Source organism: Pseudomonas sp. NPDC087626, assembly GCF_044743405.1.
In the GTDB taxonomy this organism is placed as follows: domain Bacteria; phylum Pseudomonadota; class Gammaproteobacteria; order Pseudomonadales; family Pseudomonadaceae; genus Aquipseudomonas.
The window spans coordinates 26881-47889 of sequence record NZ_JBIUWJ010000006.1; the positions used below are offsets into that span (position 1 = coordinate 26881).

The following is a 21009-nucleotide window of genomic DNA, read 5'->3' on the forward strand; positions in this document are numbered from 1 at the left end:
TCCACACCCCCCAACGCTAAGCTATCCTCAGCACCCCGGAGCCCCACCCAAAAAGGATCAACATGACACTAACGGCCAAAACCCTGCTCGAGGTCGCACTGGCCAACCCAGTCAACGCACTCATCACCGCCCGCCTACCCGCACTCGGCCTGGACCAATGCATGCTCACCGCCGGCTGCCTGTTCCAGGCCATCTGGAACCAACAGGCCCAACGCCCCCTGGACTGGGGCGTAAAGGACTACGACATCTTCTACTTCGACCCAGACCTGTCCTGGGAAGCCGAAGACCAGGTCATCCAGGCCGGCCGCCAACTGTTCCACGACCTCGACGTCAACATCGAATTGAAGAACCAGGCCCGTGTCCACCTGTGGTACCGCCAGCGATTCGGCAGCGACTATCCGCAATTGCACTCAACCCGGGACGGCGTCGACCGCTACCTGATCGCCGGCACCTGCATCGGCCTGGACATCACCAGCGGCGAACTCTACGCCCCCCATGGCCTGGCCGACACGCAGCAGGGTTTGTTGCGGATCAACCGGAAGAACCCCAAGACCGAGTTGTTTGCCCAGAAGGCACAGAGTTACCAGCAGCGCTGGCCTTGGCTGAAGGTTGTGGATTACTGCTCTTGAGAACGAGGCGAATCAAGGTGCTGCATCAACCTTGCTGGCGACCACTGGAACCTCAGGCCGCTTGGCCCCGGCTTCCATGGCCGCCACCAGATCCTTGGCACCCAAACCCCATTTGCTGATGACCTTGAAGGCATCAGTGAAGGACACATCCAGCGGATGCACGCGGCTTGCTTCCAGCACATAGATGGCGCCGGCCAATGGCGTGGGCACCGAAGGGACGAAAATCGTATAGCGGCCGTCCTCGAACACCTCAATGATGAACGCCGGGACCAGCGCATCTTCGATTTCGACCAAGGCCGGCTTCCAGACGTTTTGCCGGCTATCACCCGCCACTTGCTGGGTCAGGCTGCGGAACAGGCTGTAGCCGGGGATTTTTTCAAACACCGCCCGTTCTGCCCGCGCGCGGGTGCGCTCGCCCAAACCGGTACGCAGGGCGGCGCCAATGAAAAAGCAGATCAACAACACCAGGATCAACGATAACAACTGCTCGGCAGGCAGCCATTCCGGCAACAGTTGGGAGAAGGGTCGCACCAGTTGTCCCAGCGACTTCATGCCCTTGAGCAGCACCAGGATCGCGAGGTAAATCGGGACGATAACCAGCAGACCAGCAAGTACCCGTTTGGCGAAGTATCCGAGCGCCGTCTTCATATGCACTGCCCCTGTCGGGATTGGCGGAATAGGGCCGCGCCCCTTGATCGCCCCCTGCAGTTGTTGTGCGCGGCGCTCCAATCAACACGCCGCGCAGCTCCAACCGATAACCGAAGGATCAACCTGTCCTGACCCCGCAGCGAAGTGCGGGGGTGAGATCTACGCAATCAGTACTTGATGTCTCGCGCAGTGTCGCGCGTGTCTTGCTTGGTATCGCGCTTGTCCTGACGGCAATCGGCGCGACTCTTTTCGTCGCCTTCCTTGCAGGCCTCCTTGGTCTCCCGAGAAGCATCACGCCCCTCCTGCTTGGTATCGCGCGACTCCTGCCGCTGGTCAGCCTGATCGGTGGCGAAAGCCAGTGTCGGCACCCAGGAGCCGCCAACTGCAAGGGCCAGGGCGGTGAGGGCGGTTAGATAGTATCTGCGGATCATGAGCATTCTCCTTGCACTGAATCTAATCAGTGCTTGCCCCGATCTCTGTATCACACGCGGTTAACTGGGGCTGTTGGGCCGCGTGAATTTAAAGGTGCTCTGAGGGATTTAACGATAGGACGAGATGGGGGGTTGTACAAGGTGGGGGTTTTCCGTTTGTCGTGATGGGCGGGGAACTGCCACAAGCGGACATTCGAACCACACATCAATCCGGCGGGCTTGGCAATCTACTAGGCAAAAACCGTGATCGACCCGTAACGCGTAAAGCGCTACCTGTGCCGCAAGACATCTTTGCAGCCTGTTCTAATTTTTAGCTGAGTGGGCACCCTTTCATGACAGACGGCTGCGCCTTGTCTTTACAGATTGTCTAGTTCTGGATAATATGTCTGATATAGCTATTGTGCCAGGCGCGTAAAATGTCCAAGATTGAAATGCTAAAACTGCTGGATAGGGACAGTGTCAATGCCCTAGTGCTACCCGAGCAGATCCTCTTCGCCGTTCGCGAAGCCTTCTACCTGCACAGCGCAGGAGATGGCCAAATCTTCCCCGTTGTTCGCGAAGCGCTGAGTACGGGTGGCATCTTTGGAATCAAATCCGGTGGTATCGCCAACCAGGGCGTGCTCGGATTCAAAGCCGCCGGTTTCTGGCCCACTAACCGTGCCCTGCAAGGTGAGCCTCATCAAGCGACCATCCTGCTGATTGATCCTACGACCGGACGGCCACTGTGTGTCATTGATGGCAACGTCATTACGACACTCCGTACAGGTGCTGCCGGGGCCTTGGGTCTGGAGATGTTTGCTCGTCGAGGCAGCTCGCGACTCTGCGTTTTCGGCACCGGCGTACAGGCTGGCATTCAAGTGGACTACGCGCTTCGCGTGATGTCCGGCATCAAGCATGTCACCTATCTGACGGCAGATGGCGTACCGAGTGCCCAATTTGAATCGCAGTTTTCAGAACGTGTTTCCATGCGCCACAGCGCATCGGCAAACGATGCCGTATCCAAAAGTGATGTAGTTATCACAGCGACGCCCGGAGGGCAGGTGCTGTTTGACCTGGACGCCGTCCAACCCGGTACGCACTTCAACTGCGTGGGTGCAGACACCAAGGGCAAAAGGGAAGTGCCGGAAGGGCTTCTGCCCAAGGCCAAAATCTTTGTCGACGATAAAGCTCAAGCTTGCCAGCTCGGCGAAACGCAATGGGCGCCGGCTTCACCAGTAATCGAAATCGGTGACCTGCTGACAGGGCAAGTCGAATTCATACGTAGTGCCAATGACATCACCCTCTTCGACATGACGGGGTTGGCGCTGCAAGACCTGACAGTTGCTCAGCTTCTGTTCAAGCAAGCCAATATCGAAGGTATTGGCCACGATATTTCTTGGCCGTGGTAAATCTTTGAGGACATTTTTCTATGCACATCTCTCTGCCAACTTATCAAGACGTAGTCGACGCGGCTACGCGACTTGAGGGAGCAGCCAACGTCACGCCTGTTCTGACTTCTCGTACGATCGATGAGGAAGTCGGCGCAAAGGTATTTTTCAAATGCGAAAACTACCAACGTACCGGCTCCTTCAAGTTCCGCGGGGCATACAACTCGCTCGCTAAATTCAGCGAAGAGCAACGTCGAGGCGGTGTTGTAGCGTTCTCTTCGGGGAACCACGCACAAGGAATCGCCTTGGCGGCCAAACTGTTGAAGATCCCGGCCACCATTGTCATGCCAACTGACGCTCCTGCAGCCAAGGTCGCTGCTACCAGAGGCTATGGTGCCGAGGTTGTGTTCTACGACCGTTATACCGAAGACCGCGAGGCTATCGGTCGGGCACTGGCCGCCAAGCATGGCATGACGCTGATCCCGTCCTATGATCATCCAGACGTGCTGTCCGGCCAGGGTACTGCCGCCAAGGAGCTGTTTGAAAGCGTCGGTCAATTGGACGCCTTGTTTGTAGGCCTGGGTGGCGGCGGCATGTTGTCGGGAACCACCTTGGCGACACGCGCATTGGCGCCAGCGTGCGCTGTGATCGGCGTTGAGCCTGAAGCAGGTAACGACGGACAACAATCTTTCAATTCAGGTGAGATTGTTCACATCGACACCCCTGACACCATCGCGGATGGCGCTCAAACCCAGCATCTTGGCAACTATACCTTTCCAATTATTTTGAATGGTGTGAACCGGGTTGTAACTGTCACTGACGAAGAATTGCTTTCTGCAATGAAATTCTTTGTTCAGCGCATGAAGATTGTGGTTGAACCCACCGGATGTCTGGGGCTTGCCGCAGTAAGAAAGTTCAAGGATGAACTCCAGGGCAAACGAGTTGGCGTCATTATTACAGGCGGTAATATTGATATCGACAAGCTTGGAAAGTTTCTCCAGTCCTAAGGATAGTTAGCTTTATCTGGTGAAAATCAGGTGCTCAACAGCGCCTGACGGCACCATCTTGCCGGAATTTAACGAACATATATTTAGCCCAGACAACATGGCCATAAATAAGGCCACTATAAAAAGAGGTGCACATGAAAAGCCGCCTTCTCGTTAAAGCGATAGTTATCGCGATGATTTTCGGCGTGGTCCTAGGAGGCACGCTCCACAGTCAGCTGGATGCTGCGGCCGCAAAAGAAATTTCCGGATACCTGAACCTGGTCACTGACGTGTTTTTACGTCTGATCAAAATGGTTATCGCACCGTTGGTGCTTGCCACCCTGGTCACCGGGGTGGCCAGCATGTCAGGGAACGGTTCGATGGGTCGTATCGGCTTTAAAGCCATCACCTGGTTCCTGATTGCCTCTCTGGTATCCCTGTCCATCGGTTTGGTCTTAGCCAATATTTTCCAGCCAGGTGTCGGTCTGAACCTGACCGTGAACGGTGAAGCCGTGAGTACAGGCTTGAACACTTCTGGCTTTAGCCTGCCGATCTTCCTCACCCATGTATTTCCTCGAAGCATTATTGAGGCAATGGGTACAAACGAAGTGCTGCAGATCGTTGTGTTCTCGCTGTTCTTCGGCTCTGCATTAGCGTTCGTCAAGGGCAGAGGCAAAGGCAAGTCCATCATCGTGGACATGCTCGAAGAATTGGCCAATGTCATGTTCAGGGTTACCGATTACGTCATGTATGTGGCTCCACTGGCTGTATTTGCAGCCATCGCCGCCACCATCACCGTACATGGTCTGGAAATGGTCGTGACCTTTGGCAAGATGGTTGGGCAGTTTTACCTAGGCTTAGCAATTCTTTGGTTGTTAATTACGCTTGCCGGCTACATGGCCCTCGGCCCACGCATCAAAGACCTGTTCAAGTATATGCGTGAGCCAATTCTGATTGCCTTCTCTACGGCGAGCAGTGAGGCCGCGTACCCGAAAACCATTGCCGCCATGGACAAATTTGGCGCCAACAAACGTGTAAGCAGCTTCGTCCTGCCGTTGGGTTACTCATTCAACCTGGACGGCTCGATGATGTACCAAGCCTTCATCGTGATGTTCATCGCCCAGGCGTACAACATTGAAATGACTGTCTCCCACCAGATCATGGTGTTGCTGACGCTACTGGTTATCAGCAAAGGTACCGCAGGTGTAGCGCGGGGCGCTCTGGTCGTCCTGGCTGCGGGTCTGCCGATGATGGGCCTTCCGGAAGCAGGCCTACTTCTCATCCTCGCCGTTGACCCCATCCTGGACATGGGGCGCACCGCTACCAACGTGTTTGGCTGCGGTGTCGCAACAGCCGTCATCGGTCGACACGGTAATGAGCGTGAGGAAGTTGAAACTACAATTTACGCTGAGAAAAGTTCTCAAGTCGTGTAATCAAAAACTGGGATTACCAAGTGTCCTGTTACTTGCAGCGGGTTGAACTATCGCAGGTTCCGCCAGCAAGCGTGAAATCGGTGATACCAAATGCGGCTTTGTGGCATCGATGGACTTAAACACACAGTAGTCTCGGGTTCTCCCAAACTTCTTTCCGCGAGCGGCGTCACCGAGCCTGGCAAGGTTCAGGCAGCCTCCACAAACGCTCATTGATACATCCAAGAGCTGACGCCGTAGGCATCGCTTGCTGCGCCGGCTCCACCTAGACAAGGTTACTTATGAAAATTGTTAGCACCGATGCGGCTTCCCAACCTGCCGGTCACTACTCGCAAGCGGTTATTCACCAAGGCTCGCTTTACATTTCGGGCCAGCTTCCCGTTAGTCCGGATGGCACTCACAACGTTGAGGCGTCGTTCACCGAACAGGCACAAGTTGCACTGAACAACCTGCTGGCCATCCTGCATGCCGCAGAGTGTTCTCCCTGCGACCTGGTCAAAGTCACTGTTTACGTCGCAGGCGTGAAGCACTGGCCGGCCTTTGACCGGATCTACTCCGAAATGTTGGGCAGCCACCGTCCAGCTCGCGCCGTGGTACCGGTACCAGAGCTGCACCATGGCTACCTGGTTGAGATTGAGGCAGTTGCACGCACTGAAACCAACGCTACTTGAAGCGCTGAAGGTACGTCCATTTCTGGCATTTCAGAGGAGATCGATGATGCTCAATGTCGCGTCGAATGAAGCTTGGCCCACGGGCTTCCAAATCAATCCATCACCCGCTGTTATCCCTGAAGAGTGGCTGACTGCGTACAGCCAAGTCCCCAGCGCAATCATCAGTGATTGTCTGGGTCGCAACGTAGGCGGGCTAGGACTTCGCCCTTTTCACGGGCGCGGCCACATGTGCGGCACAGCGATCACCGTGCGAGTTCGCCCCGGCGATAACCTGATGACGCTTAATGCCATTCAGATGGCACGTCCTGGGGATATCCTGGTGGTAGATGGCAGTGGGGACCAGACTAGAGCCATCATTGGGGGGATCATGCGGGCGATGGCGCTCAAAGCCGGGATCGTCGGGATCGTCATAAACGGTATGCTTCGTGACCATGACGACTGGCTGGACGGCAAGATGCCGATTTTCGCCCTCGGCTGTGTCCACCGTGGCCCAAGTACGGACGGTGCTGGTGAGATCAATATCCCAGTGTCGTGCGCAGGGCTGGTCGTTAATCCGGGTGACCTGGTGATAGGCGATTCCGACGGCGTTGTTGCCATCGCTCAGGACCAGCTCGCAAGGGTTTATGAGCGCTGCCGTCAACTGCTGGATCGGGAAGCGTCGATCCTCAAGGGAATTGAAGACGGCACACTTGACCCTGATCGGTTCAATGCGATGCTCAGGGCCAAAGGCTGTCCTGTGTAGCCGAGCTCATACGAGGTGTTGATCACCTCGTATCGCTATACACCGTTGCGCGGGATACGCCGAGGTGTGAAGCCACCGTTTCCATGGCCTTTCTGATATCGAGGAGGCCACACGCCTTCAACTCCTGAAGTAATACTCGCCGATCGCCAGCCTTCAGCGCACGGGGAGAAGTGGATAGCCGTGCAGCAAACTGATCAATGCGCGCGCGAATCGTTTCTGCACCGCTCGATTCGAGCGACTCATGCGGACGATCGCCACTGAAGGATCCGAACTGATCCAGCATGCCCTGCAGCCCCCTAAACAGGGTGAGATCAATGTTCATGCAGAGCGCGGCCACATACCGTCCAGTGGAGTCCTTGATTCCAATAGAAGTGCTTTTGGCCTGGCGCCCATCTTTGAATTGATTGGGATAATTGGCAATTATTTGGGGATAGGCGGGATCGGCAATCCGGGCAAGCCCCAACTCGGTAGCCGATTGCCCGGTCTCCCTGCCAGAAAGATTATTGTGAATGGCCAATATTGCGTGCTCGGGATCTCGCAGATCGTGCAATACGACTTCGCAAAATGGGCTGAAGGTCTGGCTCAAGCCTTCTGCTATTTGCTCCAGCTGACTTATCAGCGCCTGTTGCTCGGGGGTAGTTTTCTTCATCGTGAAGATGTCCAGCAAAAGTAAAAGGTTTCAGTGAGAGGACGATAACAGGCTATGACCCGCTTTTCTCAGTACCTTTCGTTTTGAATGATTCACTCAAGAAAGAAGCTAAGAGTTAGCATTCGCTCTCCAGATGTGCGCTGACACCCAATGGCACAATCGCCAGTGGCCATCCGCACGAGCGCTTCTCGCAAACCCAACGACACGGTCGTGTGGATTGCGAGAAGCGTTTTATTTTGGGTATAAGGCGAACAGATGTGTAACGCGTCAAAGGTGGCGATGCCGGCTAAAATCTAGCCGTTCATTTTGCCATCCACCCTATTAGCGCGTGGTTAAATTCAGCGGGTTCCTCCATTTGAGGGGCATGACCCAAACCAGGAAACTCGATCAGCTCTGCCCCAGGGATCGCCCCTTTAGCGGCCCTACCCAGCTCTGGGTAATTTCCGATCTTCGCTTTGACCTCAGCCGGAGCGCTGTCACTACCGATCGCCGTAGTATCGGCCTGGCCAATCATCAAGAGCGTTGGCACTTGGAGTTTAGGAAACTCGTATACGACCGGTTGGGTGAAAATCATGTCGTAGATCAGAGCCGAGTTCCAGGCTACAAGACGGTGTCCGGGGCCAGCATTAAGCCCTGCCAGCATATCAACCCACTTATCGTACTCAGGCTTCCAGCGGCCATCGTAATAGGTCTTCTGTTCGTAAGCTTTGACGCTTGCAGCACTGAGCTTCAGCTCTCGATCAAACCACTGATCAACCGTTCGGTAGGGCACCCCCTGCGCTTTCCAATCTTCAAGCCCGATAGGGTTAACCAAGACCAGATTTGCGGTGTCAGCGGGATACATGAGGGCGTATCGGGTAGCCAGCATGCCACCGGTTGAGTGGCCGATGATGGTAGCTTTTTTGACGCCCAGGTGTTTCAACAGCTCATGGGTGTTATCGGCCAACTGTTGGAAGGTGTATTGATAGTTGGCAGGCTTGCTCGAAGAACAAAAGCCAATCTGATCAGGTGCGATGACCCGATACCCGGCTGCATGCAGCGCGCCTATCGTACTATCCCACGTTGCAGCGCAAAAATTTTTACCGTGCAGAAGAACAACCGTTTCAGAGGGTCCGGCTTTTTCAGCAGGAATATCCATGTACCCCATCTGAACCTCTTGAGATTGAGACGTGAAATTGATGTGTTGCAGAGGGTAGGGGTAGGAAAATCCTTCCAGCTGAGGCCCATAAATGCTTGCAGCTTGGGCCTGCTGAGAGCCTAAAACGACTATCGATGCCAGCAGTGAAATTTTGAAAACATTTCCAGAAATCATATCGTACCAATTATGAATTAGTTCAGGACTTTATTTAAATAGACCCACAATTAAGGTAGCGTGAAGAGCATGAACAAATTCCTGACTATGCAAAACCTTCCCGCCAGCCTCGTCAAATCATCGGATTGGTTACTATCTTGGCTAATTTGGAGAACGGTCAGGAGAGGATGCTGATCGGACGGTTACAATTCTCCTCGCTGCGGAGGAATAATAAATTCGTCCACTTTTTCTCCCCTTTTTCTCCTTTTTGAACTGATGTCACCTCCACCGCACCTCTATAAGTACGAAGCATTTACCGTACAGTCGCTTCAGAACCTGAAGCACCGATTCTGCAAATTCGAACTATAAGGAGACCGGCTAATGGGCGTCCCCTTTGACAGTTCCTTACACTAAAACCGGCACACGGTGAACCTATCAGTTCTGCTAGTTCCCAGCCTGAGCAAAAACTCCGATACTCAAACTTTCTAGGTCATGCCCCCTTGAAAGCCAGGAGTGCACGCCATGTCTTCTACACAACCCACCCTGCTCTGCACCTATCACTATGATCCTTTGGATCGACTGACCAGCCACACCCGATCAACCACCCCGGTACGTCAGCGCTTCTACTGCAAAAGCCGCCTGGCGACCGAGATACAGGGTGCAATCGCGTACTCAATCGTCCAACACGACGACCAACTTCTGGCGCAACAACTGCGCCAGGATGCCGCGCTCGACACCCGCCTGCTGGCCACCGACCTGCAACGCTCGGTGCTGCGCACCCTCAACAAAGAAACCCCACTGCAGCCTATCGCCTACTCGCCCTACGGCCACCGCCCGGTGCCCAGCGGCCTGCTCAGCCTGCTTGGCTTCAACGGCGAACGGCCGGATCCGCTGACCGGGCATTATTTGCTGGGGAATGGGTATCGGGCGTTTAATCCAGTGCTGATGAGGTTCAATAGTCCGGATAACTTGAGCCCATTTGGGATTGGCGGGCTGAATCCATATGCCTACTGCGAGGGAGAGCCAGTACTTGGGAGCGATGCTACAGGACACTGGAAAGGCCCCGGGATTATTAATAGCTTGTGGAAGGGCATTAAAAATGTATTTGGTAGAACACCAAGCAAACTTAGAACACCTGCTTCCGCTGGCACACCGAGCTCCAAAAATCTCGCAAGCACACAACCACACGTAGTACAAGAATACGGCATAGCCACACCGAAGGAAATATCGCAGGCAGGCGGCACGTCTTCGCCAAAGAATCCCGCACAACAAAATGGCACGATTCCATCACAAGGCCGATCATTTCAACAATACGGATCGCGCAAAGACCTTGAACTGGAATTACAGTTATCCCATGATATAAGACAGGCACGCGCGTACTTAGCGGGCGACAATCAAGCACTCGAAAAACCATTTGATCTGTCAGAACATAGGGATTTTATTCGTGAGCAAGGTTTCTAATCCGAAATCCGGATACTAACCAGCGACAAAAAGTGGGGCAGTCTATGGTATCAACGAAGATCTGCTTGATTTCACTCATAAGTTTTGTTTTACCAAAAAACACTGTCTAGTCCTGAAATATGATTCACCTACTTGAGGACTAGACAGGGGTATCCGGTTGGCTGGATGGAATCACTTGAAATTGTCGTGGGCGTCAACGATGTAAGCCAACTCTCTGCCGGGCGCTTTCAACTCCGCTTCACGTACGGCCAAGTGAGCCTCGCTGATCTTGAAGGGCATTTCTGCGAGAGATTTGAACTTGAGCTTGGTCAACGACTCGAGTACCTCCGCAGCGCCAGTAACGATGGTTCTCAGGGTGCTGGTCGAGAATTTCGCTTTCTGAATGGTCATGTATTGCTGGTACTCATCCAGAAGGTACAGAACCTCATCCCTCAGGTGATCGGGGTTCAGGTCCTTGCGTTCGGAGGTCTTGTTCATCCAGTTTTTCAGACGCCTGAATTTGATCTTCGCTTCCTCATCATTTCGCCAATCTAGTATCGCCTCCCAAGGAGTTTCGAGGCTTGGTTGGGGAACGTTGGCAAGCATCAGATCAAGAACGAGACTCTGGTTGTCCTGGGCTACAGCCCGGGATTGCTGTTGTTGCAGGGACCTGCTACCTAAAACGATGGGTATGTTATGGAATAAGTTGCGGATTCCGGAGATTTCCAGTTCAGGCGTCGCTTCCATAAGCCATTCTAGGCGAGTGATCTCTGAGAGGGTTTCGTCGAGCGAACCTTTTCCTGGCTGGAAGTAGGACGTGCTCTTTGCTGTTCTGATGACCCATGCCGGGAGGTCAGCGTCAAAGTCTTCCATCTCGAATCCCGACGATCTCGGATCCTCCATTGGAGAATCCAGCAGACCATGGTCGAACAAAAAGTTGAGATCTGTGGAGACGCGGCGAATCTGCTCTTCATTGTAGTAGGCAACGGACAAGGGGAAACGCGCCCGTTTGGCACGGGGAATGCTCGTCAGGAATACTAGGGCTACCTTGTCGACCATCAAGGCACATTTCTTGAGACTCTCCAGCGAGTCCTCTCCAACGAAGGGCAGTAAAGCGGTTCCGGCGGTGTCCATGGGCAGATCCCAAACAGTTAATGCAGCAGAATGTATGACCCGATAGCCCGTCAGGTCCGTGCGTTGCGAAGTAGAGCATCACCGATGCCAGACGGTGTAAGACTTTGCTGGTGAGCGACCCTCACCGCAAACTCCAAGAAACCCCCGCATAAACCCCAAACCCTTCCCCAGGCGTCGACCGTGCTGCATCCAACCCCCTATCGTCGTACCCCGGCGTAATCGTCGCCGCGTACCGTTTATCCGTCAAATTGCGCAGGTCCAGCCAGGTTTGCCAGTCGCCCTTCGGGGCGTTGTAGCCCAGGGTGGCGCCGAAGAGGGCGTAGGGGTCGGCGTATTCGCTGTTGGCGTAGTCGACGGCGACTTTGGAGACCAGTTGGCTGTTGATTGCGGCGAAGAAGCCCAGGGGCCAGTCGTAGCGCAGTTCGCCTTGGTAGTAGTGCATCGGCAGGCCGGGCAGGCGGTTGTCGTCGAAGTGGTCGTCGTCGCGGTAGTGGAAGTCGCTGAAGGTGTAGCTCTGGCGCAGGCTCAGTTGTTCGCCGGTTGGCGATGCCCAGAGGGTGCTTTGCAGGCTGGCTTCTACGCCCTGGTGCACGGTGGGGCTGGCGTTGAGTTCGTAGGGGGTGACGGTGTTGGCGTCCGGCAGGACGGAGAGCAGTTCATGGCGGACCTGGGCGTAGTACCAGGACAGGCTCCATTGTCCGAGGGCGGCATCGCCGCGTCCGCCGAGTTCGAGGGTGGTGGCGGTCTGGTTTTGCAGTTCGATCGGGTCGCGCTGGGTGCCGGTGGCGGGACCGCTGCCTTGCGGGAAACGAATGTTGGAGCTGTAGATCAGCGACCAGGGGTGGGGCGCTTCCACCGAGCGGCTGAGGTTGCCGAACACTTGCACGCCGGGCGTCAACTGGTAGCGCAGGCCCAGGCGGGCGGCGTAGTCCCAGTCGTGTTGGCTGGTCTTGCCGCCTTCCTCGGGGTAGGTGACGGCGCTTTCGCGGCGGGTGTAGAGGGCGGCGAGGCCGGTGGTCAGCCACAGGTCGTCGGCGATTTCCAGGTCGTTGCCGGCGTGCAGCACGGAGTCCGAACCCTGGTAGGTGAAGTCGCGCATCGGTGTGCCCGGGGCGTAGCCTGCGGTGTTGCCGGTGGGGATGCGCACTTCTTCGCTGGCGCCGGCGTTGGGCAGGTGTTTGGTGGTGCGCAGGCCCAGGGTGCTCTGGCTTTCCAGGCCCCAGAGGGTGTCGCGGCGCTTGTAGTCGAAGGTGCCGCTGACATCGCTGTAGGCGACTTTCAGGCGGTTGGGTCCTTCGCGCAGGTCCATCGGGTAGTCGTGGTAGACCAGGCCGGTCTGGATGCTCGAATCGTCGTCGATGTAGTAGGTGGTCTTGTTGCCGATGAAGGTGCTGCCCGGTTGCTCGCGGCGATCGTCGCGCGCCACGTACGCAGGGTTGGCGGCCCGTGGGTCGTGCTCGATCGAGTACTTGCTGACCCGCCCGGCCAGGTCGTTGTCGGTCTGGCGGTAGCGCAGGTAGAAGCGGGTTTCCAGGTTCGGGTTGAAGCGATAGCCGACGTTGGCGATGAACCCCTGGCTGTCGCTGGCGGTGTGGTCCTGGTAGCCATCGGAGCGGGCGTCGGTCACGGCCAGGTAGTAGTCGAAGTCGCCCAGCACCTGGCCGGAGCTGATCTGGCGCTGCTGGTAGCCGTGGCTGCCGATCCCGTAGCGCACCTGCAACAGCGGTGAGTCATAGCCGGTGTGGCTGACGTAGTCGATGGCGCCGCCCAGGGCGAGGGCGCCGCGGTCGAAACCGTTGGCGCCGCGTAGCACTTCCACGTGATCGAGCCACAGCGGTTCGAGCAATTCATAGGGGGTGCCGCCGGGGCCGGTCAGGGGCAGGCCGTCGAACATGGCGTACAGTCCCGAGGCGTGGGCGCCCGGGGCGCGGTTGATCCCCGAGCCTCGGATCGAGATCTTGACCCCTTCGTTGCCTGCGGACTGGGCATAGATCCCCGGCTGATAGGCCAACACATCCTGGTTGCTGGCCACCCGGCCCTGGAGCGGGCGCCGCATGTCGACCACGTTGCTGCCACCGGGCACCTGGGCCAGCCGAGCCTTGGCTTCCTCCACCGAGGCGTCTTCGCCGCTGCGCTCTTCGGCACCGATCAGCACCTGGCCCAACTCCAGGCCCTGCGCCTCGGCCATGGCCGGACAGGCCAGGGCCAGGCCGAGTAATGCAGTGGGCAAGGATTTGGACGCGGGCATCGGGCGAACTCCAGACGGAAAGGGGGCGGGCAGTAAACAACTGCGACGCCGGGGAGCCCCCGGGGAACACATGAAAACGCGGTTTTTTACCGTGAATTTCAGTGGCTTGCCTGCCAGATCATGGTCTGGACCAGGATCTGCGGATGACTGGCCAAGGGCTCCCACTCATCGATGAAGACGAAACCTGCGTCAGTCGAATAAGCATGATCTTCCTGATCCTGGGTAAACCGCCATGCTGCCATGGGGGCGATGAACGGTGCAGCTAGAATGAACCGGTCTGTACCAATTCTGGAGAAACAAAATGGTCAGCAAAAATACGATCTGTCTGTGGTTCAACGGCGATGCCCTGGACGCCGCGACCTTCTACGCCAAGACCTTCCCCGACAGCACGGTGGGCGCTGCGCATCGTGCGCCCGGCGACTACCCGGCGGGCAAGCAGGGCGATGTGTTGACGGTGGAATTCAACGTGATGGGCATCCCTTGCCTGGGATTGAACGGCGGGCCGGCGTTCAAGCATAACGAGGCGTTTTCGTTCCAGGTCGCGACCGACGATCAGGCCGAAACCGACCGCCTGTGGGACGCGATAGTCGGCAACGGCGGCGAGGCCAGCGCCTGCGGCTGGTGCAAGGACCGCTGGGGACTGTCGTGGCAGATCACTCCGCGAGTGCTCACGGCGGCCTTCACCCACCCCGACCGAGCGGTGGCCAAGCGCGCCTTCGCGGCAATGATGGAGATGGGCAAAATCGATGTCGCCGCCATTGAGGCCGCGATCAAGGGTTAACCCGCGTCAACTGGGGCAGGGCAGGCCGACTGTCCTGGCCCCGACATCTGCAGCACCCGGTCTGCGCCAGCCTGACCCCCCAGCCTTATCCCCCCGATTACCCGACCTTGCACCAAGCAGCCGCGAGCGCGATCTTTCCGCTTGCGGGTAAATCAATATGGTTATATCGTAATTAGACATCAACTATTGCATAGAGATAACCATGTCAAACATTGTGCTAGAAACTCAAGGTTCCGTGGCAGTTATCACCCTCAATCGCCCGGCAGTCTTGAATGCATGGACCACCGCCATGCGTGACGAAATCATCGACGCCTTGCTGGCTTATGACGCCGACGCGTCGATCAAGGCAGTGATCATGACCGGCGCGGGGGACCGTGCTTTTTCGGCGGGGCAGGACCTCTCCGAAGCCCATGATTTTGATGGTGAGCGCGCAGTGCAATGGGTCGGTGAGTGGGAACGCTACTACGCCACCTTGCGGGGGCTGTCCAAGCCACTGGTCATGGCCCTGAACGGCACGGCGGCGGGTTCGGCCTTCCAGGTCGCGCTGCTGGGGGATATCCGGGTCGGTCATCCGGGCGTGCGCATGGGCCAGCCGGAGATCAACTCGGGCATTCCAAGCACCACCGGGCCGTGGATCATGAACAGCATGCTGGGCATGTCGCGCACCATCGAGCTGACCCTGACCGGGCGCCTGATGGACGCCGAGGAGTGCCACCGCATCGGCCTGATCCACTACATGGTGCCGGCCGAGCAAGTGTTCGCCAAAGCCCTGCAGGTGGCCAACGAGTTGGCCAACAAACCGCCGGTGGCCATGCGCCTGGACAAGCAGCGTTTCCGCGAAATGAGCGACCCCGATTTCAAGAGCGCCATCGAAGCCGGCCAGCGCCTGCAGAAAGAGGCGTACGACTCCGGTGAGCCGGCGCGCATGATGGAAGCGTTCTTCCAGCAACGGGCCAAACAGGCCTGATTCACCCCTGGTAACTCGCCGCCGGCCTAGTGGGTCGGTGGCTACAACAATGCGCACGGCGGCGGCAACGTACCCTCACCGGCAACCCCCACGACCTTGTGAACTGCCGATGTCTTCGCCTTTTATCGATGCTTTCGTTTTTCGCAGGAGTCCTTCATGAATAATCCAGAAAGCCCTGACCGTCGAAATCTGCTCAAGGCCGGCATGACCCTCGCACTGGCCTGCAGCCTGCCGAGCGTGGTCCGCGCCAGTGCGCGGCAAATAATTGTTTCCGACCCCGGAGGCCCCTACACCAAGGCCTACCGCATCGCGTTCTATGACCCTTTCGAGCAAGCCACCGGGATCAAGGTGATCAGCGTCGCCCGCGAAGCACAGCCGGTGGCGCAGCTCGCGGCCATGGTCAAGACCCGCAACTTCGTCTGGGATGTCACCACCCTGACGATCTCGGCCGACATCCCCTACCTGGAGAGCCAGGGCTTCCTCGAGCCGATCGGCTTGAGCAGCGAAGAGTTTCCGGACCTGCTGCCGGAGGCCATTACCCCGAACTTCCTCGGCGTCGATGTGTACTCCACGGTATTGGCCTATCGCACCGACACCTTTGCCAACAACGCCCCGCAGTCCTGGGCGGATTTCTGGAACGTCGAGAAATTTCCCGGTCGCCGCTGCCTGCGCCGCAGTCCGCTGGACACCCTGGAACAGGCCCTGCTGGCCGACGGCGTCGAGCTGGACGCGCTGTATCCGCTGGACGTCGACCGGGCCTTCAAGAGCCTGGACCGGATCAAGCCGCACATCGACCTGTGGTGGACCTCCGGAGCCCAGGCCATGCAAGCGATCCAGAGCGGCGAAGTGGACCTGATCTCGATCTGGAACGGTCGCGCCCAGGCCGCGCTGGAGAACGGTGCACCGGTGCAGATCGAGTGGAACCAGGGCCTGTACTCCATCGAAGGCTGGGCCATTCCCAAAGGCACCCCGCGCGCCGAGATGGCCAAGCAATTCGTGCGATTTTGCGCCGACGCCAAACGCCAGGCCGCCTTCACCAATGACCTGGCCTACGGTCCGACCAACCGCAAATCCTTCGAGCAGATCCCCGCCGAACGGGCCGCGCTGCTGCCCACCGCGCCGCAGAACCTGAAGAACATGCGCCTGCCCAGCCCGCAATGGTGGGAAGCCAACCGCACTCAGGTGACTGAACGTTTTAACGCCTGGATCTTGTCGTAAGGGAGTCGTTGCATGAGCGTAAAACTCGAAACACGTGGCCTGGGCAAAACCTATGGCCAGTTCGTCGCGCTGCAGCCCACCGATATCCAGGTGCGCGAAGGGGAGTTCCTGACGCTCCTGGGGCCTTCGGGCTCAGGCAAGTCGACCCTGCTGCAAATGATCTCCGGGCTGGTGCCACCCAGCAGTGGGCAGTTGCTGATCGACGGCCAGGAGGCCACCCACATCGCTCCCGGCAAACGCGGAATCGGCCTGGTGTTCCAAAGCTATGCGCTGTTTCCCCACATGAGCGTGCGCGACAACGTCGCCTACGGTTTGCGCATGCGCAAGTACCCCAAGCGCGAACTGGAAACCGCAGTCGATGCGGCGCTGGAAATGGTGCGCATGCACGAGTTCGCCCATCGTTATCCCAGTGAACTTTCCGGTGGCCAACAGCAGCGTATTGCCCTGGCGCGCTGCTTCGCCTATCGGCCCTCGGTGATCCTGCTGGACGAACCCCTGGGGGCGCTGGACAAGAATCTGCGCGAGCACATGCAGTTGGAAATCCGCCGCATGCACAAGGAGCTGGGCGCGACCTTCATCTACGTGACCCACGATCAGGAAGAAGCGCTGACCCTGTCGGATCGCATCTGCCTGATGAACAAGGCACGCATTGAGCAACTGGCGACTCCCGAGGAGCTCTACGACCGCCCGGCCAGCCTGTTCGCCGCCGAGTTCATCGGCCACTCCAACGTACTGCAGGGCAAGCGCACCAGTGCCAGCCAACTGCACGTCGAAGGACGCCTGCTGGAACTCAGCGGCTGCATAGGCCACGAGGTGTCGGCCAAGGTCGACAGCGCGGACCACTTCGTCCTGGTGCGCCCGGAAGCGGCGCGCCTGACCGAACCGAGTGCCGGCCTGCTGGTGGGCAGTGTCGACGAATGCGTGTTCCTCGGCAGCGATACGCGGGCGCTGATTCGCCTACCTTCGGGCGCCCGGTTCAGCGTGCGTTGCGCGCGCCACATCAACCCGCGGGTTGGCGACGCCGTCGGCATCACCTGGGACGCCCACCGTGCCACCTTGTTGCCTGCGCAGGTGCAGCCATGAGCCTGCCTAGACGGCTGTTGCCGGCGATCCCGGCCCTATTGTTCCTCGCGGTGTTCTTTCTGTTGCCGGTCGCCGAAATGCTCATGGGCAGCTTCCAGGACAGCGCCGGCGACCTGAGCCTGAGCAACTTCGAACGCATCGCCTCGACGCCGGTCTATGGCCGGGTGCTGGGTATCACCTTCTGGATTTCGGCGCTGACTGCGATCCTCTCGGTACTGCTGGCCTACCCGGTGACCTACCTGCTGACGCGCTTGTCGCCCCAGGGCCGCGAGCGCTGGATGCTGTGGATCATGCTGCCGTTCTGGACCAGTTACCTGGTCAAGACGTACGCCTGGATGCTGTTGTTGTCGCGCAAGGGCCTGGTCACCAGCCTGGTGGCGCAGTTCATCGATAATCCGTCCGGGATGGTCCCGGCCTTGTCCGGCGTGCTGATCGGCATGGTCCACTCGATGCTGCCGCTGGCGGTCATCACCTTGCTGCCGATCATGCGCAGCATCGACCAGCGCCTGGCACCCGCCGCGCAAACCCTCGGCGCCAGTGGCCCGATGAGTTTCTTCAGTATCTTCCTGCCCCTGTCGGCGCCGGGTATCGCCGCCGCTGCGCTGCTGGTGTTCATTACCAGCCTGGGCTTTTTCATCGTTCCCGCGCTGCTGGGTTCGCCACGGGAAATGATGGTCGCCCAATTGGTCATTTCCTCGGTACTCGACCTGTTCGACATGCACTTTGCCGGCGCGCTGTCGGTGGTGCTGCTGATCTGCTCGTTGTTGGTGTTCGTGATCTACGACCGGGTTGCGGGGTTGTCTTCCCTCGGCGGCGAAGCACCCAAGGGCCGGCAGTCCGGCCTGGGCCTGCGGCTGTTGTTCGCCATCGGGCATTTCTGTTCACGCTTCAGCTCCGGGCGCCCGCGCGGTGGTGATGGGGTGATGCTGCCGGGCTACAGCGTGCTGTTGGTGTTGCTGCTGATCCTGCCGGTGCTGGTGGTGATTCCGCTGGCCTTTACCAGCAGTCCATTCATTGCGTTCCCGCCCAAGCTCTACAGCTTCAAGTGGTTCATCGAGTTCTTTACCTCGCCGGTATGGCAGGCGGCATTGCTGCGCTCCTTTGGCGTGGGGGTGGCGACGGCGTTGCTGGCGCTGGTGCTGGGGTTTGGCGCGACCATGGCCATGACCCGCATGTCGGCGCGCTGGCGCAAGGGCCTGTTCGCCTTGTTCATCGCGCCGCTGATCGTGCCGCGCATCGTCATCGCCCTCGGCTTGCTGTACCTGTTCTCCCGCCTGGGCCTGGCCGGCAAGGACCTGGGCCTGGTGCTCGGGCATACGGTACTGGCATTGCCCTACGTGGTGGTGACCCTGGCGGCGGCCTTTCGCCAATACGACATGCGCCTGGACGATGCGGCCCGGATCCTCGGTGCCGGGACCTTCACAAGGTTGCGCACGGTGACCCTGCCGTTGATGGCGGGCAGCCTGATGTCGGCATTCCTGCTGGCGTTCATTACCTCGTTCGACGACCTGACTGTCGCGATCTTCGTCAGCGGCGGGATCAACACCACCTTGCCCAAGCAAATGTGGGACAGCATCCAGTTGGCGCTCACGCCGACGCTGGCGGCGGTATCCACCACGCTGCTGGGCTTCATCGTGCTGTTCGTGGTGGTCGCCCAATGGGTCGCGCGACGCTCTCTTTCCAAACGCCAAGGCTCTTGAACGATGCAAAACTTTCCTAGCGAATTTTTCCCCCAGCGCATCACCGACGACCCATTGACGGCCGCGCCGCTGATTCACGCCGGCCTGATGAACGATGACAGCCGGGTGCGTATCACCTTCGAAGGGCGCTCGTTGCAAACCGCCGAACTGCGGGCCCGGGTCGCGGCCCTGCAGGCGGTGCTGGCCGCGCAAGGGCTGCGCCCCGGGCAACGGGTGGCGGTGATGCTGGGCAACAGCGACGAGCAGATCGTGTTGATCTACGCGTTGATCCTGTCCGGGCTGGTGTGGATTCCAATCAATACCCGGCTGCGCGGCCCGGGGCTGGATTATCCGTTCGAACACGCTCGGCCCGAGCTGGTGGTGGCGGACGCCGAGTTCGAGCCGCTGCTGCGCCAGGGTGCGGCCGCTGCTTTACCGTACCGGTCGATCACGGCCTTGCAGCGTGCCGCCGAGGAGTATCCGGATGCGCCGTTGCAATGGCTGGACAGCGCCAGCGATGCGCCGCTGTGCCTGATTTACACCTCGGGTACCACCGGTGCCCCCAAGGGCGTGATTTTTACCCATCGGATGATGCGCATCGCCGGCGAGGCAGTGTTGCTGGTGGCCGATGTGCAGGCGGGCGATCGCCTGCTGTTGTGGGAGCCCCTGTGCCATATCGGTGGCGCGCAAATGTTGTTGCTGCCATTCCTGGCCGACGTCCAGTTGAACGTGGTGCAGCGTTTTTCCGCGAGTCGTTTCTGGGACCAGTGCGCGGCGGTCGGGGCCACGCAGTTGCATTACCTGGGCGGGGTGCTGGACATCCTCATGCAGCAGGATGCCGCCACCTGGCCGACCGCGCATAGCCTGCGCACGTTGTGGGGGGCGGGGGTGTCCGTGAACAACTGGGCGGCCATCGAACAGCGTTTCGGCTGCCAGTTGCGCGAGTGCTACGGCATGACTGAATGCGCCAGCTTCGCCACCCTCAATCGCAACAACAAGCCGGGCTCCGTGGGCCAGCCGCTGCCCTGGTTGACCCTGGAATTGCTGGACGCCGAAAACCAGCCGGTCGGTATTGGGCAGTTGGGCGAGATCGTGCTGTCGAGCAGCGTGGAGGGCGTGTTTCTGCCTGGCTACCTGGATAACCCTACGGCCACTGCCCAGGCGTTGCGCAACGGACGTTTGTACACCGGTGACATGGCGCGCCTGGATGGCGATGGCGACCTGTTCTTCGTCGGGCGCCGGACCGACAGCATGCGGGTACGCGGCGAGAACGTGTCGGCCTGGGAAGTGGAGCGGGTGTTCAGCAGTCATCCGGCGGTGCGGGCCTGTGCTGCGGTGGGGGTGCAATCGAGTATTGGCGAGCAGGAAATCCTCCTCTATGTGCAGTTCGAGGAACATGCGCAGGTCGACTGGCTCGCCATCGTGCAGTGGGCGAGCCAGCGCCTGGCGTCGTACCAGCAGCCGCGGTACTACCGGGCAATCGCCAGCTTCGAGATGACCCCCAGCGAGCGGATCAAGAAACACCTGCTGGCGCGCACCCTCGACGGTGCGTGGGACGGGCAGGGGCAGCGAGCGTAGAGGTAGGTTCAGGCGGGGAATTTCACTAAGAATTCGT

At 58.6% G+C, this 21009-nt stretch carries 19 protein-coding genes; 13 read left to right on the plus strand and 6 right to left on the minus strand.

Features of this window, described 5'->3' with window-relative positions; translation table 11 throughout:
* Positions 1–62 precede the first annotated feature (62 nt).
* Entirely contained in the window at positions 63–629 is a 567-nt protein-coding gene (locus ACIOVD_RS06990) for a nucleotidyltransferase family protein (protein ID WP_401126809.1), read from the plus strand.
* A gap of 12 nt (positions 630–641) precedes the next feature.
* Here ACIOVD_RS06990 and ACIOVD_RS06995 read toward each other — a convergent pair whose 3' ends face one another.
* Complete coding sequence (locus ACIOVD_RS06995) at positions 642–1277, minus strand: DUF502 domain-containing protein (RefSeq protein ID WP_095171621.1); 636 nt, start codon at positions 1275–1277, stop codon at positions 642–644.
* 167 nt (positions 1278–1444) lie between these two features.
* On the minus strand, positions 1445–1708 hold the full coding sequence (locus tag ACIOVD_RS07000) for a hypothetical protein (RefSeq protein WP_095171623.1): 264 nt from the start codon (positions 1706–1708) through the stop codon (positions 1445–1447).
* Between the two features lie 416 nt (positions 1709–2124).
* On the opposite strand from ACIOVD_RS07000, the gene ACIOVD_RS07005 reads away from it, so the two are divergent.
* From ACIOVD_RS07005 to ACIOVD_RS07025, 5 genes are all read left to right on the plus strand, one after another.
* On the plus strand, positions 2125–3096 hold the full coding sequence (locus ACIOVD_RS07005) for an ornithine cyclodeaminase family protein (protein ID WP_095171625.1): 972 nt from the start codon (positions 2125–2127) through the stop codon (positions 3094–3096).
* 20 nt (positions 3097–3116) lie between these two features.
* Positions 3117–4082 (plus strand): threo-3-hydroxy-L-aspartate ammonia-lyase, encoded by a 966-nt coding sequence (locus ACIOVD_RS07010; protein ID WP_401126811.1) that lies wholly within the window; start codon positions 3117–3119, stop codon positions 4080–4082.
* A 134-nt stretch (positions 4083–4216) separates the two neighbouring features.
* Positions 4217–5494, plus strand: coding sequence for a dicarboxylate/amino acid:cation symporter (locus tag ACIOVD_RS07015; RefSeq protein WP_401126813.1), 1278 nt, complete (start codon positions 4217–4219; stop codon positions 5492–5494).
* 278 nt (positions 5495–5772) lie between these two features.
* Complete coding sequence (locus ACIOVD_RS07020; RefSeq protein ID WP_401126815.1) at positions 5773–6162, plus strand: RidA family protein; 390 nt, start codon at positions 5773–5775, stop codon at positions 6160–6162.
* Between the two features lie 43 nt (positions 6163–6205).
* Positions 6206–6904, plus strand: coding sequence for an RraA family protein (locus ACIOVD_RS07025; RefSeq protein WP_401126817.1), 699 nt, complete (start codon positions 6206–6208; stop codon positions 6902–6904).
* A 22-nt stretch (positions 6905–6926) separates the two neighbouring features.
* Here the strand turns inward: ACIOVD_RS07025 and ACIOVD_RS07030 are convergent, their stop codons facing one another.
* Together ACIOVD_RS07030 and ACIOVD_RS07035 are read right to left on the minus strand one after the other, a co-directional pair.
* On the minus strand, positions 6927–7553 hold the full coding sequence (locus tag ACIOVD_RS07030) for a transcriptional regulator (protein WP_401126818.1): 627 nt from the start codon (positions 7551–7553) through the stop codon (positions 6927–6929).
* Positions 7554–7854: 301 nt separating this feature from the next.
* The gene (locus tag ACIOVD_RS07035) at positions 7855–8865 is read right to left on the minus strand and encodes an alpha/beta fold hydrolase (RefSeq protein WP_401126819.1); all 1011 of its coding nucleotides are present in this window, start codon (positions 8863–8865) and stop codon (positions 7855–7857) included.
* Positions 8866–9366: 501 nt separating this feature from the next.
* On the opposite strand from ACIOVD_RS07035, the gene ACIOVD_RS07040 reads away from it, so the two are divergent.
* Entirely contained in the window at positions 9367–10305 is a 939-nt protein-coding gene (locus ACIOVD_RS07040; protein ID WP_401126821.1) for an RHS repeat-associated core domain-containing protein, read from the plus strand.
* A gap of 171 nt (positions 10306–10476) precedes the next feature.
* Here ACIOVD_RS07040 and ACIOVD_RS07045 read toward each other — a convergent pair whose 3' ends face one another.
* Together ACIOVD_RS07045 and ACIOVD_RS07050 are read right to left on the minus strand one after the other, a co-directional pair.
* Positions 10477–11418, minus strand: coding sequence for a hypothetical protein (locus ACIOVD_RS07045; RefSeq protein ID WP_401126823.1), 942 nt, complete (start codon positions 11416–11418; stop codon positions 10477–10479).
* Positions 11419–11539: 121 nt separating this feature from the next.
* The gene (locus tag ACIOVD_RS07050; protein WP_401126825.1) at positions 11540–13666 is read right to left on the minus strand and encodes a TonB-dependent receptor family protein; all 2127 of its coding nucleotides are present in this window, start codon (positions 13664–13666) and stop codon (positions 11540–11542) included.
* Between the two features lie 301 nt (positions 13667–13967).
* On the opposite strand from ACIOVD_RS07050, the gene ACIOVD_RS07055 reads away from it, so the two are divergent.
* The 6 genes from ACIOVD_RS07055 to ACIOVD_RS07080 all read left to right on the plus strand — a co-directional run bounded on the left by ACIOVD_RS07055 (position 13968) and on the right by ACIOVD_RS07080 (position 20972).
* Positions 13968–14447, plus strand: coding sequence for a VOC family protein (locus tag ACIOVD_RS07055; RefSeq protein WP_095170806.1), 480 nt, complete (start codon positions 13968–13970; stop codon positions 14445–14447).
* A gap of 202 nt (positions 14448–14649) precedes the next feature.
* Entirely contained in the window at positions 14650–15414 is a 765-nt protein-coding gene (locus ACIOVD_RS07060; RefSeq protein ID WP_401126827.1) for an enoyl-CoA hydratase/isomerase family protein, read from the plus strand.
* Between the two features lie 156 nt (positions 15415–15570).
* Entirely contained in the window at positions 15571–16632 is a 1062-nt protein-coding gene (locus ACIOVD_RS07065) for an ABC transporter substrate-binding protein (RefSeq protein ID WP_095170803.1), read from the plus strand.
* A gap of 12 nt (positions 16633–16644) precedes the next feature.
* Positions 16645–17715 (plus strand): ABC transporter ATP-binding protein, encoded by a 1071-nt coding sequence (locus ACIOVD_RS07070; RefSeq protein ID WP_095170801.1) that lies wholly within the window; start codon positions 16645–16647, stop codon positions 17713–17715.
* The gene (locus ACIOVD_RS07075; protein ID WP_401126830.1) at positions 17712–19415 is read left to right on the plus strand and encodes an ABC transporter permease subunit; all 1704 of its coding nucleotides are present in this window, start codon (positions 17712–17714) and stop codon (positions 19413–19415) included. The genes ACIOVD_RS07070 and ACIOVD_RS07075 overlap by 4 nt, the downstream gene beginning before the upstream one ends.
* Before the next feature lie 3 nt (positions 19416–19418).
* Positions 19419–20972, plus strand: a complete 1554-nt coding sequence (locus ACIOVD_RS07080) for an AMP-binding protein (protein ID WP_401126832.1) — start codon at positions 19419–19421, stop codon at positions 20970–20972.
* Positions 20973–21009 lie beyond the last annotated feature (37 nt).

Excerpts from the sequence above, each read along its gene's own strand:
- ACIOVD_RS06990 (WP_401126809.1), top strand. The coding sequence starts at position 63 with ATGACACTAACGGCCAAAACCCTGCTCGAGGTCGCACTGGCCAACCCA.
- ACIOVD_RS06995 (WP_095171621.1), bottom strand. The coding sequence starts at position 1,277 with ATGAAGACGGCGCTCGGATACTTCGCCAAACGGGTACTTGCTGGTCTG.
- ACIOVD_RS07000 (WP_095171623.1), bottom strand. The coding sequence starts at position 1,708 with ATGATCCGCAGATACTATCTAACCGCCCTCACCGCCCTGGCCCTTGCA.
- ACIOVD_RS07005 (WP_095171625.1), top strand. The coding sequence starts at position 2,125 with ATGTCCAAGATTGAAATGCTAAAACTGCTGGATAGGGACAGTGTCAAT.
- ACIOVD_RS07010 (WP_401126811.1), top strand. The coding sequence starts at position 3,117 with ATGCACATCTCTCTGCCAACTTATCAAGACGTAGTCGACGCGGCTACG.
- ACIOVD_RS07015 (WP_401126813.1), top strand. The coding sequence starts at position 4,217 with ATGAAAAGCCGCCTTCTCGTTAAAGCGATAGTTATCGCGATGATTTTC.
- ACIOVD_RS07020 (WP_401126815.1), top strand. The coding sequence starts at position 5,773 with ATGAAAATTGTTAGCACCGATGCGGCTTCCCAACCTGCCGGTCACTAC.
- ACIOVD_RS07025 (WP_401126817.1), top strand. The coding sequence starts at position 6,206 with ATGATGCTCAATGTCGCGTCGAATGAAGCTTGGCCCACGGGCTTCCAA.
- ACIOVD_RS07030 (WP_401126818.1), bottom strand. The coding sequence starts at position 7,553 with ATGAAGAAAACTACCCCCGAGCAACAGGCGCTGATAAGTCAGCTGGAG.
- ACIOVD_RS07035 (WP_401126819.1), bottom strand. The coding sequence starts at position 8,865 with ATGATTTCTGGAAATGTTTTCAAAATTTCACTGCTGGCATCGATAGTC.
- ACIOVD_RS07040 (WP_401126821.1), top strand. The coding sequence starts at position 9,367 with ATGTCTTCTACACAACCCACCCTGCTCTGCACCTATCACTATGATCCT.
- ACIOVD_RS07045 (WP_401126823.1), bottom strand. The coding sequence starts at position 11,418 with ATGGACACCGCCGGAACCGCTTTACTGCCCTTCGTTGGAGAGGACTCG.
- ACIOVD_RS07050 (WP_401126825.1), bottom strand. The coding sequence starts at position 13,666 with ATGCCCGCGTCCAAATCCTTGCCCACTGCATTACTCGGCCTGGCCCTG.
- ACIOVD_RS07055 (WP_095170806.1), top strand. The coding sequence starts at position 13,968 with ATGGTCAGCAAAAATACGATCTGTCTGTGGTTCAACGGCGATGCCCTG.
- ACIOVD_RS07060 (WP_401126827.1), top strand. The coding sequence starts at position 14,650 with ATGTCAAACATTGTGCTAGAAACTCAAGGTTCCGTGGCAGTTATCACC.
- ACIOVD_RS07065 (WP_095170803.1), top strand. The coding sequence starts at position 15,571 with ATGAATAATCCAGAAAGCCCTGACCGTCGAAATCTGCTCAAGGCCGGC.
- ACIOVD_RS07070 (WP_095170801.1), top strand. The coding sequence starts at position 16,645 with ATGAGCGTAAAACTCGAAACACGTGGCCTGGGCAAAACCTATGGCCAG.
- ACIOVD_RS07075 (WP_401126830.1), top strand. The coding sequence starts at position 17,712 with ATGAGCCTGCCTAGACGGCTGTTGCCGGCGATCCCGGCCCTATTGTTC.
- ACIOVD_RS07080 (WP_401126832.1), top strand. The coding sequence starts at position 19,419 with ATGCAAAACTTTCCTAGCGAATTTTTCCCCCAGCGCATCACCGACGAC.